The following is a 13,158-nucleotide window of genomic DNA, read 5'->3' on the forward strand; positions in this document are numbered from 1 at the left end:
GCCAGCCGGGCTAGGGAGATTCTCGTTCCGGCGGGGTGGGCAACTCCCGCGGCGGTTCCGGACCCGGCTCCACCTCGTTCGGAATCCCTGGAACCGGCTCGGCCGCACACTCGATTGCCAACGGTGAAACCGTCTCGACCGGCCGTCCTGTTTCCGGCCTGCCCGACGGATTCGTGTACAGATCGTTCAGCGACTGGATCGATTCCTTGCAACGCTGGCGTATTGCGGACAGCTGAATCTCGCAGCGCCGGCTCCAGCCCATCAGGCCCGGTTTGCGGAAGAACGGCCAGGGCATGGCATTCGCCCGGAAGCCGCGGACCATGTCCCAGCGGATGTTGAGCGCCTTCTGGCGTTTTTTGAGAGTCCGCACGCCGAATGCCGCAAAAATCACGCTCAGTACGATGTGGACCCGCGACCACAACAGCAGCAGCCCTATGAGCACACCCGAACCCGCCATTACCAGGAGATTCGGCTCCAGTGGGACGAATTCCACCATCCCGTAACCGGCGGCCCCCAATACCGGCAGGAAAGTCGCGCAGTCGGTCCGGATCAGACGTTTGCGGTAGGTCTTGAACACCTTCTCGATTTCGGGCAGCGCCACGTCCTGGAACTCCTCGACCAGACGTTCCAGGGTACCGAGGATGCGGTAGGAACGCTCGATTTCGAGTTGCTGGATACGCGCGTTGATCTCCGCCCAGTCACGGTCGCGCCGCTGGAGATAGCGTTGGCGCAGGGTTTCATCGGCGATGGGCACGGAGACATCCGGCGAGAAAATCGTGTAAAACCTTCCCGTAACCAGCCCCGATTCAGCCAGGGCCCGGTGCCAGGCCGCCACCACTTCCTCGGGATTGTCCTCCCGGGCCGTGGTATCCATCTGGTTGAGGATGAACAGGAACTTGTTGGAGTCGTGGCGCTTGATGGTTTCGGTCACCAGATAGCGCAAGGTGTCCTTCATTGCGCCCGGTTCGGGATGGCGGGCATCGAAAAATACCAGCACGAGATCGGAGATGTCGATGATGTGTTTGGTGATCGCCAGAACGGCATCGCGCTGCGGATCGGCGTCGAATCCGGGCGAATCGATGATGATCTTGCCCTTGAGAAAAGGACTGTTGCAGGTCTTGAGCTGGAGATAGGCGTTGATGCGATCGCCCTCGCCTTGCAGGACCTGGTCGATTTCCTTGCTGATCTGGAAGAAAGGGAAACGGGGATCGGCGTCCAGTGCGATGCCGGGCAGGGTCCTGGACTCGACGTCATCGGAATAGCTCAGCACTGTGAACTTGTCGTCCACGGCCTGGTTACCGGTGCGCTGGATCCTGGCCTGAAGCAGGTGATTGATGAAAGTCGACTTGCCGGCGGAAAAGGTGCCCAATACCGAAATCACCGGCCACCAGGAAATCTGGCCGGCGCTGGCGTACTCCGGATCGATCAGGCCCAGTTCACGGGCGATGTTGTCCAGTTCTTCGAAACTCCGCGCCGCGCCCAGCAGCACCGGATTTTCCTGGGTGAGATGCCTCTCGAGATTTTCGGAATAGTTGGTCATGGCTTCTGTGTTGACGGAACCGGATCGCTCGGTGCCGATGGGTTCGAGACCGCGACACTTTACGTGTTCCCGGCCCTCAAGTCGATCATGGTTCGATGCGATGACCCGCGGCTTGCTGCGCGGCATTCGATCCGGGGGCAATGCCGCCGGCCCGTATCACTTTCGTGCGCAAATCCCGATAATATTCAAGAGCAGGGTTTCCGGCACCGAAACCACAAGGGAGATATGGCGTGAACCGATCCGCAAATGTACGCTTGATCCGATCAGGAAGGGGCCGGGTACTGGCGGGCATCCTGACCGTCGCGGCGGCGGCACTGATCACCCTGGAAATCCACGCCCGCCTCACTCCTTTCGGCATGGTGACGTATCCGGCGAATGGCGCTGCAATGGCCGATCCACGCCGGGCCGTCACGGTGGAACCCGTCGGGGTGGGCAGCCGGATCGCAGCCGTGGAACTGCGGGAAGACAACGGAACGGTTGTGGCGGCCGCCCAGGAATTGGAGCATTTCGAGTTCACCGGCCCGCTCGCCTTCGGCAGACACTACGTCCTCACCACAACGATCGAGCGCCTTTGGTCCGACGAGAAGCGGACCGAAGTGCTGGAATTCACCACCGTGGGCATCCCCAGGCTGGAAGGACCGGCGGAGCGTACCCTGGCCCCGGATGCCTCACTGACGCTCGTGTTCGATCAGCCGGTGGGTAAACTCGAAGCCGTCGGCGGACTGAAACTCACCATCCAGCCGGAACAAACCCGCACCGTTTTCAGGCTTGAGGCCTCGGACTACACCCAGGGCAGCACCTACCCGACGCAGATTCGCTGGGAAACCCCTGCCGGGGTGCCGCTGCCTCCATTCGAGCTGCGCATTTCGACGCCGCCGCCGGTATCCGCGGAGGTCAATCTCCGCGGGGCGGAGAACCTCGGCACGGCGATGCCTCTGCAGATCACCTTCAACGAGCCCTTGGCCGAACGGGACAAGGCGGGCCGGCAGGTCCGGATCCAGACCGAGGACGGCAGGGAAATCACCGGAAGATGGGGCTGGGTCGGCAAAACCCGGCTGCAATTCACCCCGCTCAACGGCTGGCCGCCCTCCAGTGTGATACGGGTCAGCGCGGAACCCGGCGCTTTCCGCGGTGTCCAGGGGGGCTATCTCGAGCCCCCGCTGGATTTGAGCTTCTCGACGGGAACCGACCGGAAAATCTTCGTCTACCTCGACACCCAGACGATGACAGCGGTGGAAAACGGCCAAACCGTGCGGACCTTCAAGGTCAGCACGGGCAAACCGCAGACACCGACGGTCACCGGCTCGTTCTACATCTATGCGCGCTTTCCCACGAAGACCATGAAAAGCAGGGCCAAAAAAGGGGAAAAAGGGCATTACATCGTGGAAAACGTTCCCTATGCCCAGTATTTCTATTCGGATTACGCCTTCCACGGCGCCTGGTGGCACAATGGCTTCGGCCGCCCTGCAAGCCATGGCTGCGTCAACATGTCGACCCAGAAGCACAACGTGCGCTGGCCCAAGGCGCCCGAAGATGCCGGCTGGCTGTATCAGTGGGCCTCGCTCGGAGTGCCGGTGACGGTCATGCATTCGCCACCGTCATCCACTTCCACCCGCATCGCCCTGGAAGAACCGCAGCGTGACCGGCCCGGGGTCAGATCATCCCCCTCTCCCTGAACCAGGCCACGGCATCGGCGAAAGCCGCACGGGTGGAAGTCGGGACCAGGCCCAGTTCGCGCCGGCTCCGTGAGGAATCCCCGCGCTTGCCCGAGTTGAGCAGGCGGATGGAGTGGTAGTTGAAGCGTGGCGTCCGGCGGGGGAAAAAACGGCGTTCCAGCGGGTCCTTCAGCAGCGCGATGCCCTGCATGAGGCGCGGCGGGATCGCGAGCTTCGGACGCGGCTGCCCGGTCAGCTCCTCCAGCCATTGCAGTATCTGACCGATGGTGCAGTGCTCGCCGGTGACGAGATAGCGCTCACCGCGGATGCCTTTGTCCATGGCCAGCAGTTCCGCAGCCACCACGTCGCGCATCGGGACGAAGTCGAAGGCACCGGGAACGAACGCCCTCATCCGGCCATGGGCGAAGTCGAGGATGGTACGGCCGACCAGGCTGGGCCGGAAATCCCACGGACCGACGATCGCGGCCGGGTTGACGATGGTCACGTCGAGGCCGCGCACGGCTTCGAGGATCACGTCGTGTTCCGACACGGCCTTGGTCCGTTCGTAGTCGGTGCCCGGTTCGAACGGGCTGACTGTCCAGTGTTCGTTCGATGCGCCTTGGGGGTTGATGCCGACCGCGCCGAAGGAGCTGGTATGCACCACCCGACGCACGCCGGCCCGCCGCGCCTCCTGCATCAGCATGCGAGTGCCGACCACGTTGACGTCGAACAGCTCCTGGCGGTCACCGTCGCGGATACTGACGAAGGCCGCGGTGTGGTACAACCGCTCCACACCTTCCAGCGCATCCCGGATCGAGCGGCGGTCGCGCAGATCGCCGTAGGCCCGCTCGACCGCCAAGCCGTCCAACGCCGCGACGTCGCTTTGTCGGCGGATGAAGGCGCGCACTTTCTCGCCCCGGGCCAGCAGCGCCCGAACCAGATTGGCGCCGAGATGGCCGGTGGCGCCGGTGACCAGTGTGGTCATGCCGGGTCTGCCGCCGGCTTTGGCCCGGCTCTCTCCATGGACTGCTGGTAAGCCTTCCACTTCTCCAGCGACAACCTCTGGAACGAGCTGATGGCCGGATTGAGCTCGATCTGCGGCGCATCGGGATGGCGCTCGAAACCGTCCTGCTCCAATTCCAGCGCCCATTTGTCCTCGCCCAACAGGGGCTCGATGTACCACTTGTTGGTGAACCAGAGGATGGGCTTGCGCAGGAATTCGGGCATCTTCCAGTTCACGATCGGGACATGGATCGGCCCGAACAGGAAGACGAAGAAACAGCGGGTGGTGCGCTCGTCCTCCGGCAGCATGAACAGCCAGTGGATGTACTTGCCGCCGATGTCGGAACCCTGATAAGGGTACTGGTACCAGATCTCGATCTCGTTGAGATCACGCGCCCCGCCTTCCATGAAGAGCTTGGCGACGGGGCTCCCGTCGAAACGGGTGTCGTAGTAGACCCGAACACTGTCGGCGTCCTGCTTCCACTCGCGCAGGATCGGCTGCAGGAAGGGGCGTTTGTGCCGGTGCAGGTATTCGTGGTTGAAGTCACAAACGTTCTCCACGATCATCGAGAAGTGCGCTTTGATCGTCACGTCGATCGGGAAGAACGGCCAGGGCTGCCCCCCTTCGAGCTGCGGGATCGTCGGCAGCGGGGTGCCGTCCGCCAGGGCGGGATCGCCCGGAAACAGCCAGATGAGCCCCCATTGCGCCTTGACGGGATAGGTCCTGATGCGGATTCTAGGTAACCTGGTACGGCCCTTGCCAAGCTCATGGTGGATTTCGGTGCACCGGCCGCAGCCATCGAATTTCCATCCATGATAGGTACAGACCAGGTTTCCCCCCTCGACGAAGCCCTGGGACAGCGGGAGTTGCCGATGCGGGCAACGGTCTTCCACGGCGTGCAGTTCGCCAGCAGCGTCGCGGAACAACGCGATGTCCTGTCCCCAGAAACGCACCCGTTTGACTTGCCGGGGCTTGAGCCTGCCGTCGATCTCGACCACATACCAGTAATTGCCGCTCATGCCGGCGGTGCGGACCTGCCGCCGACGGGGCAGTTCGGGGACATCTTGGTTTCTGATCGATCGGCTCATGGTCGGCGCCTCGGAAAAGAGCGGAAGAGAATGCTACCTAGCGGGCGCCCCGATCTCCTGGCGAAGATCGGCGAATTCCCGTTTCCAGATTTGTTTGTTGTATCCCCAGCTTCCGGACTCCAGCAATCTCCAACCGGCGGCCATTTCCTCCTCGACTCGCCGGCTTTCGCTCTCGCCGTTCACTTCCCACAGGGCCTCGGCATAGAACAGATGGTTGAGGGGGTGCCCGGGGTGTCTTTCCACCGCCTGTCCGAGCAGGTCCAGAGCCTTGTCGCCGTCGCCCATCCCTGCGGGCCAGGCCGGGGCCTTGAGGTACAACATGCCCAAGAGCCGCAAGGGGCCACCGTCATCGAAATCGGGACTCAGCTTCACCGCCGCCTCGGACTCGTGCTCCAGCCGGTGCAGATTCGCCAGCGCCGCCGTCATGTCATCGCGCACGGCCAGCCCCAGGTTTGCAGCCAGATAATAATGGACCGCGCCGTCATCCTCTCCGCCTTGCGCCAGCGCGGCTTCGGCGCGCTCCACCCCCTCCCTGGCGAAGCGCGCACGCTCCGCCGGATCGGAATTGCGCTCGGCGAGATGCAGGCAAATCCGGCTGCCCAGGGAACTGCGGCGTAACGCTGGGTCATCCGAGCCGCGCAGGAAATCCAGGGCACATTCCAGTTCCTGCGTTTCGCTGGAAGGACCGAGTGCATCCTGACCGGCACTCAGGGCGGCGGCGGTCAGCCGGGGACAACCCGCCGACGGGCCTGCCGGAGTGCCATCGCGGTGAAGACCGCCGCAACCGGCCAGGACCCCCGCCAGAATACCGGCCGCAAACAGACGCACGGTATGCAATGCGTCAGTTCCGCGCCAGCCAGAGCCTGGCCATGGGATCGAACACGGTGGGATCCACCGCTACGAAAGACTGGATGCCAAACAGGTCGCACAGCTTCCTGCCTTCGGGATCGGCACACAGGGTTTCCAGCGCCTGGGCGAAGCGCGCCCGTTCCTGGGCCGAAGTCAACCGGGCATTGGCCACCACACCCATCAGCGGAATCTCCGCGGATGTGAACACCGTCTCCACCGGACTCGCCAACTGCAGCGCGCTCAGACCCGCGAACTGCTGTTCATTGAGCACCACCGCATCCAGCTCGCCCTTGTCCAGGGAGCGCAGGGCCCGGATCGCCTGGCGCGAAGGCTGGAGGGCGAAATCCTTTTCCGGATCATACTTGCCCGCAAACACGATCTTGCCGAGGAAGGCCGGTTCATCCAGCATGGTACCCCCCAGCGTCCTGCCCTTGAGTTCGTCCATGTCGTGGAACCTGCCCTGCTTTGCCACGACCCGGTAACGCTCGCTGGTACGTCCGTCGATCCTGGGCTGAACCACAGGCACCAGATCGTATTGGCCGCGCATGTCCAGGTATAGCGCCAGCGAAGTGATCGCGAACGCGGGCTTCATTTCCGCCATGAGTTTTCCGCAATCCGCCACCTTCGCGGTGAACACGCTGCTGAAACTCTTCTCCGGCCACTGCCCTACCCGCTCCACCACCCGCAGCATCGCATCCATCGCCTGATCGGCGTCGCGCTCATTCACGGCTCCCCCCGGGTAACAGACGACCACCGGTGCGGGGGCGCCGGCCTGCGCGGGAACGAAGGGGGCCAGCAGGGCCGCCAGGAGGGAAAAGCACGTAATCTTGTCTGTCATGGTTTCTTTCTTGAATCGAGAAGCTGTCCGATCGCCGGTGCCACCCACAGGGTCGCGGCCAAGCAGCACAGGAGACCGACGGTGATGTTGACGCCCAGGCTGGACACGCCGCGATAGTTCGCCAGGGTGATCGCCCCCAGTCCCGCCAGCTCGGTGCCGGCGGCGAGGCCGATCACCCCCCCCGCGACCCGATTGATCTGCGTCAGCGAACGGTCCTTGAGGTCGAACCAGCGCTGGGAGAACCACACGCCGTAATCCACCGCCAGGGCGATGACCAGGGGCAAAGCGATGATGTTGGCATAGTTGTAGCGGATGCCGCAGAGAGCCATCAGCCCCAGCATCCAGCCACCGCCGATCAGCAGAGGCATGGAAGCCAGCACGAAACCGCGCCAGTTGCGCAGGACCAACGCCAGCCACAGCAGGCAAACGGTCACCGCCTCGCGAGTTCCATGGGTGAAGCTTTCCACCACGGACTTGGAGAACACCTGATGGGTGGCCGGGAAGCCGGTCGCATCGGGCGACACGCCATAAATTTCCTGCATCAGCCTGTCGAGGTTGGCGGGATCATACACAGTTTTTGCCGGAAAAGCGTACACTGCAACCGTCCCGTCGGCGGCGAAAAACCGGTCCCGCAAAGCCGGCGGAAGTTGGGCCGGGGTGATGGGCCGTGCCTGGCGCCACTCCGCCAGCAGTGCCACGCCCCGCTCCGCCGCCGACAGCAGCATCCGGAAGAACCGCTCGCTGCGCTCCCGGGCCTGGACGGGATCGGCCTCGATGGCGGACCGGACTGCATCCAGCCTCCCCCGCACGTCTTCCAAAGCCGCCACCAGCCCGGAATGCCCGGCCGAGAATGCCAGCTCCTGGGACTGGTCGATGAAATCGCCGCCCTTCTCCAGAATCGTCCGCACGCGTCCGAAAGTCCCTTCCGGCAGACCGATGGCGGCGAGCCTGGCCAATCGGACCGCATAGCCGTCGTCAGCAAGTTCGCCGATGCGCCGGGCCTCGAGGGCGCGTGCGTCGGCGTCCGGCGGAAACAGGTCCATGAGCGACTGCACCTTGGCCACGCTCCCCAGCCTGCCCGCCTCCGCTGCGATGCGTCGGGCCTCTTCGAGATCTGGCGCGGTAAAGATGACCACTTCCGCCTGATAGTCGCTCTCCGCGACCATACGGTTCTGGTAGTAGGCTGACTCGGAGTCTTTCGGCAACAGCGAAAGCACGTCGTAATCGAAGGGAAGCTCGTAGCCGCTTCCGATGCCGAATGCCGCCGTAGCCAACGCCCCCGCGACCAGGATCACGGCGACGCTTCCCCGGAAAGGCATACGGCCCGGCTCGATCGCCCCGGCAGACGCCGCGGCCGGCAACGGCGCGAGTTTCGGCGGCAGCAAGGCATACAGCGCCGGCTGGACCAGCCAGGTACTGACCAGGATCAGCATCACTCCCTTGGCCGCCACCAGCCCCAGTTCGGAAAAGCCGGGGAAATCGACCGTGGCCAAAGCCCCGAAAATCACCACCGAGGCGCCGCCCGCGGTGAACACCGCCTGGAAGGAAGCGCCCATCCCTGCCCCGATCGCCTCGGTCAGCGGTTTACCGCGACGACGCTCCTCGGCGATACGCGCCGAGGTGAATATGCCGTAATCCGCGCCCAGGCCGAACAGAACGGCAATGAAGCTGGCGGTGATGAGGGTCAGGTGGCCGATGGTGACCAGCGCAAGACCCAAACTCCACAACACGCCGAGGCCCATGGGAACGAAGATGACCAGCGCCCAGCGCCAGCTCCGCACCACCACCAGTATCAGCAGGACGATCAGCCCGGCGGCGGAACCGACCACCAGCGCTATGTCATGACGGATGCTGACGTGCTCTTCGTACTCGATGGCCGGCAGCCCCGTCAGCCCCACCTTCGGCGCGGTGCGGCCGGCCGCACGGGCCCTGGCCGCCCGATCCGCCGCCACGGTTCTCACCTTTTCGACGAATGGCCCGATGGCTGTGAAATCCTCCGACGCGCTCGCCGGGTGTACGAACAGGAAGTACATCCGGCCATCGCGCGAGACGAAGTAGCCATCGTTGGCGATCTCGCTCCCACCTAGGCCGGCCAGCAGCCGCGTCCAGTCGAGCGCCGCCGGCACCTCCCCCGCGCTGAGCCAGCGGTGCCACTCGTCGAGCGAAGCCCCCAGCAGTTTCAACCCGACTTCGACCGTGGGAAGGTCGATACCGGCAGCGGGCATGGCGGGCGCCCCTTCGAGCCATTGCAGCAGGCGGCCCAAAGTGGCATCGACCTGCGAGGAATCCTCCGGAATGGCGCCAGCCCCGAACTTTTCCAGCACGCCGGCCAGCGTCCCGAGCCGCTCCGGGGTCACTGCGAGATAGGCATGCTCCAGCACGAAACGCAGATCGAGCCGGGCCGTCGCCTGAGCGATTTCGGGCTCGGCAGCAAGCGCCGTCGCCAGTTCGTCGGCAAACGGCTTGAGCTCGTCCGGTGGCGCCCCTTCCAGGACCACGATCAGGTCGGAAGCGGCCCCGAACTTATCCAGAAAAGCGTCGAAACGCTGAGCAACGGCATTGTCGTGCGGCAGCAAGGCCTGGCGGGAGGTATGGACCGGCAGCCGGGAAACCGCCCACAGGGACAGCGCCGAGAGCGCCATGGCGAGAGCCAGGACCCGCCACGGCCGGCGGGCGAAGCGTTCGGCCGCGAGAGCGGCCAAATGGGGGATGTTCACTCGAGGCTGTTCGTTTCAAGGGCTTGCGGTAATGGTGCCCGAACCCGCAGCTCCGGTGACGGTCGGACGCAAGAAAGCACACCGCGGTGGTGCTTTCGAGGCATAGTCTAAATTGTCAATGCCCCAAAACAAAACCGTGACTTCGAGATTCCTCCGCCGTTCGGGCCACCCGCCGCGAATGCGGCCGGATGTCCCGTCGTCTCCACCTTCACGGCGTCCGCCGGGCGGTTCCGGCATTGATGCGACCAACGTTCATCCGCTCTTCGATTTCGCGTTCGGCCGCCAGCCAGTCGAACATCTCGAACCCCGGTATGAACCCGCGCTTTTCGGCCCGGAAATAGGCAGCTTCGGCGATCATCGGCTCCAAGGACTGACCCGAGTGAAGCCGGAGAGGAAGGGGTGTCGACCCGTAGGCGTAGGTGAAACCGAACTTCAGGGTTTCGACGAAGCCCAGGGCGTCCACCTCGCGTAAGCCGATCTGTGCCGGCCGGACTTCCAGCAGCGTGCCGAAAAGCCGGTCCCAAAAGGAAAACAGCGCGCCGTAATTGCGATCGTGCTCGCTGCGTAAAGCCGAGTGATGCACCCGGTGCAGGCTCGGCACGACGAACAGACGGCCTAGTCGGCGCTCCCCCGGGAACGAGACATCGGCATGGTGGAACAGCACGGCCAGGGTGATCAGCGCCTCGCTGAGCAGGACCTGGGCGGCATGCACACCCGTGATCACGATGAAGCCGGCCTTGACCAGTACCGTCAACAGCACCTCGACGAAATGCAGCCGGAAACCGGTCGTCACGTTCATCGAGCGGTCGCTGTGATGCACCTTGTGAAACAGCCACAGCCAGGACAGGCGGTGGCTGGCCCAGTGCCAGCAATACAGCACCAGATCGAGCAAGAGCAGGGCCAGCAGCCCCCGGAGCCAGGAGTTGCTCACGCCCGCCAGGAGTCCGCCGCCGGTGTGGCGCTCCGCCAATATCAGGAGGGAAGACACCGACAATGCGGACATCAGCAGGTCATTGAACAGGAACAACGACAGGTTCGTCCGGTACGATTTCCGCACCGAGGGATTGGCGCGCCCGCCCCGGCCGAGCCGGACCTCGGCCGCCATCAGAAAGGCGAACGTCAGCAGAATCACCGCCGGCAGCACGTCCTCGACGGCCAAATCCTGCCCCAGACGGTCGATGCCGGGGAGCTTCAGATGCGACGTCAGATTGCTCAGGATCATGATCTTTCCTCCGCACGAATGCTGTCTGAAAGAAGCCCTAGCTGCGCACGGCGGGAATGGCACCGCCCGACGCGTCAGGCCGGTCAAGGAACGGCTGAAACCCGCCCCGCCCAGGCTTATCCAAGGCCGGATTCAGACTAGCCGCCGTAGACGGTGTCAGCAACAAAGTGGGGGGTGACAAACTGTTGCGCGAAAAGAACGGCAGCGCACGGAAAGCCGGCAATACCCACCGGCTCGGCCGGCGCGTCATCCACGCTTGCCGCCCTGGCTGCGCAGCCGGTTGCCCGCCTGCCGCTGTTGCGGCTTCTGCGCATGCCGGGCAGCGCTGCGGGGCCCCAGACCTGCCCGCGCCTTGGGCTGGCCCGGAGAAGACTGTCGGCCACCGCCATCGCGCACCTCCTGTGGCCGCCGTGAGCGGTCGTCCCGACGCTCGATCCGCGGGCGGGACGGCGGGTTGAAACCTTCCACCGTTCCCCGCCGGATCGGGCGTTTGATCAGACGCTCGATGCTGCCCAGCAGCTTCAGTTCCTCTTTCGCTACCAGCGACACGGCAGAGCCGGCATTGCCGGCACGCCCGGTGCGGCCGATCCGATGGACGTAGTCCTCCGGCACGTTCGGTAATTCGAAGTTCACCACGTGGGGAAGCTGGTCGATGTCCAGACCGCGTGCCGCGATGTCCGTAGCCACCAGCACCGGCACCGTGCCGTCCTTGAAATCCGCCAGCGCCCGGGTACGCGCCGACTGGCTTTTGTTGCCATGAATCGCCGCGGCAGGGATGCCATCCTCGGCCAGTTTCTCCGCCAGCCGGTTCGCGCCGTGTTTGGTCCGGGTGAATACCAGCACCTGGCGCCAGTCATGCCGGCGGATCAAGTGGGTAAGCAGATCGCGCTTGTGTTCCTGGGCGACCAGATGGACGGTCTGGTCCACCAGATCGGAAGCCGCGTTGCGGCGCGCCACCTCGACGTAGCCCGGATTGTTCAGCAAGCCGTCGGCGAGCGTCCGGATTTCATCCGAAAACGTGGCCGAAAACAGCATGTTCTGCCGCTGCTTCGGCAGCAGTCCCAGAATCCGCCGGATGTCGCGGATGAACCCCATGTCCAGCATGCGGTCCGCCTCGTCCAGTACGAAGATTTCCACGGCGGAAAGATCGACGGTGTTCTGTCCGCAATGATCGAGCAGGCGGCCCGGCGTGGCGACGAGGATATCGACGCCGGCCGCGAGAGCACGGACCTGGGGGTTGAGCCCCACCCCGCCAAACATGACCGTGGCTTTCAGGGGTACGTACTTGCCGTAGCTTTCGACCGATTCCAGGACCTGCGCCGCCAGCTCGCGGGTGGGCGCGAGAATGAGACAGCGCGGGCGCCTCGGCCGGCGCGGAGCTTGTTTCTCCAGCAGCCTGTGCAGAATCGGCAAGGTGAAGCCTGCGGTCTTGCCGGTTCCGGTCTGGGCCGCCGCCAGCAGATCGCCGCCGGCGAGCAGAAGCGGGATCGCCTGTGCCTGGATGGGTGTGGGATGGACGTAACCGGCTTCGGAAACGGCACGCAAAAGGGGCTGAGCCAGCCCGAGATCGGCAAACGCCGGGCCGGCAGAATTCAAATCTGATGACATATAGGGTCAAGTGTCCTGCGACGGCCTGCCGTTCAACGGAGAAACGGCACCAATCGAGGCAGACGGTCCAATGGATGAGAGGAAATAAAGATGGAAACGGCGCGGTGATTGGTTGGACGCGCCGTAGCAGGGATTATAAGTCGACCGCCCCAGACTGTCACCCAAAACCTCAAAACAGCCGGAGTGAACCCCACAAATCCACGCCGGCGCCGCAGACGGCCGGAAATATTTTTTCATCCCTCCCCTGTCGAACCAGGCATTTTTGTTTTATTGTGGATCGCGGGTTTTCATGAACCTCGACGGGGGTCTTTCGTGGGCAGCAAGCTATATGTAGGCAACTTGAACTATCGTGTCGGCGATGCCGACCTGGAACGGACTTTCGCAGCATACGGCACCGTGAAATCGGCGCAGGTCGTCATGGACCGCGCCACCGGCCGCTCCAGGGGATTCGGGTTCGTGGAAATGGGCAGCGACCAGGAGGCTCAGGCCGCCATTGCCGGACTCAACGGCAAAGAAATGGACGGACGCAATCTGATGGTCAACGAAGCCCGTCCGCCGGAGAGGCGCGGAGGCAGTGGGGGCGGCGGCAGGCGTTACTGAGCGCGGAAAGCGCTGGCTCGGGCTTCCGTCCGGCCCCG

General features: G+C 64.1%; 10 protein-coding genes. 2 read left to right on the forward strand and 8 right to left on the reverse strand.

The window, feature by feature from the left end:
• Positions 1-10 precede the first annotated feature (10 nt).
• Positions 11-1,540: a dynamin family protein gene (locus H156_RS0109730; protein WP_238536801.1), complete on the reverse strand. Its 1,530-nt coding sequence runs from the start codon at positions 1,538-1,540 to the stop codon at positions 11-13.
• Between the two features lie 230 nt (positions 1,541-1,770).
• Here H156_RS0109730 and H156_RS0109735 point away from each other — a divergent pair, with 230 nt between their 5' ends.
• The gene (locus H156_RS0109735) at positions 1,771-3,216 is read left to right on the forward strand and encodes a L,D-transpeptidase (protein WP_026045821.1); all 1,446 of its coding nucleotides are present in this window, start codon (positions 1,771-1,773) and stop codon (positions 3,214-3,216) included.
• Here the strand turns inward: H156_RS0109735 and sdmB are convergent.
• The 7 genes from sdmB to H156_RS0109770 all read right to left on the reverse strand — a co-directional run bounded on the left by sdmB (position 3,194) and on the right by H156_RS0109770 (position 12,520).
• Positions 3,194-4,180, reverse strand: coding sequence for a sterol demethylase protein SdmB (gene sdmB / locus H156_RS0109740; protein WP_017364427.1), 987 nt, complete (start codon positions 4,178-4,180; stop codon positions 3,194-3,196). The genes H156_RS0109735 and sdmB overlap by 23 nt on opposite strands.
• Positions 4,177-5,286: a 4beta-methylsterol monooxygenase gene (gene sdmA, locus H156_RS0109745; protein ID WP_017364426.1), complete on the reverse strand. Its 1,110-nt coding sequence runs from the start codon at positions 5,284-5,286 to the stop codon at positions 4,177-4,179. Before sdmA ends, sdmB begins: the two co-directional genes overlap by 4 nt.
• A 33-nt stretch (positions 5,287-5,319) precedes the next feature.
• Positions 5,320-6,114: a sterol transporter outer membrane protein BstC gene (gene bstC / locus H156_RS0109750; protein ID WP_238536802.1), complete on the reverse strand. Its 795-nt coding sequence runs from the start codon at positions 6,112-6,114 to the stop codon at positions 5,320-5,322.
• Positions 6,115-6,127: 13 nt separating this feature from the next.
• Complete coding sequence (gene bstB, locus H156_RS0109755; RefSeq protein WP_017364424.1) at positions 6,128-6,973, reverse strand: sterol transporter periplasmic substrate-binding protein BstB; 846 nt, start codon at positions 6,971-6,973, stop codon at positions 6,128-6,130.
• Complete coding sequence (gene bstA / locus H156_RS0109760; RefSeq protein ID WP_017364423.1) at positions 6,970-9,690, reverse strand: sterol transporter cytoplasmic membrane protein BstA; 2,721 nt, start codon at positions 9,688-9,690, stop codon at positions 6,970-6,972. The genes bstB and bstA overlap by 4 nt, the downstream gene beginning before the upstream one ends.
• 208 nt (positions 9,691-9,898) lie before the next feature.
• Positions 9,899-10,912, reverse strand: coding sequence for a sterol desaturase family protein (locus H156_RS0109765; RefSeq protein ID WP_017364422.1), 1,014 nt, complete (start codon positions 10,910-10,912; stop codon positions 9,899-9,901).
• Between the two features lie 246 nt (positions 10,913-11,158).
• Positions 11,159-12,520 carry a DEAD/DEAH box helicase gene (locus H156_RS0109770; RefSeq protein ID WP_026045820.1) on the reverse strand — a complete coding sequence of 454 codons (1,362 nt, stop codon included), beginning with the start codon at positions 12,518-12,520 and terminating at the stop codon, positions 11,159-11,161.
• Between the two features lie 312 nt (positions 12,521-12,832).
• Here H156_RS0109770 and H156_RS0109775 point away from each other — a divergent pair, with 312 nt between their 5' ends.
• Positions 12,833-13,120 carry an RNA-binding regulator gene (locus tag H156_RS0109775; protein WP_010960311.1) on the forward strand — a complete coding sequence of 96 codons (288 nt, stop codon included), beginning with the start codon at positions 12,833-12,835 and terminating at the stop codon, positions 13,118-13,120.
• Positions 13,121-13,158: the final 38 nt, after the last annotated feature.

The sequence above is a fragment of the Methylococcus capsulatus str. Texas = ATCC 19069 genome (assembly GCF_000424685.1).
Classification (GTDB): Bacteria; Pseudomonadota; Gammaproteobacteria; order Methylococcales; family Methylococcaceae; genus Methylococcus; species Methylococcus capsulatus.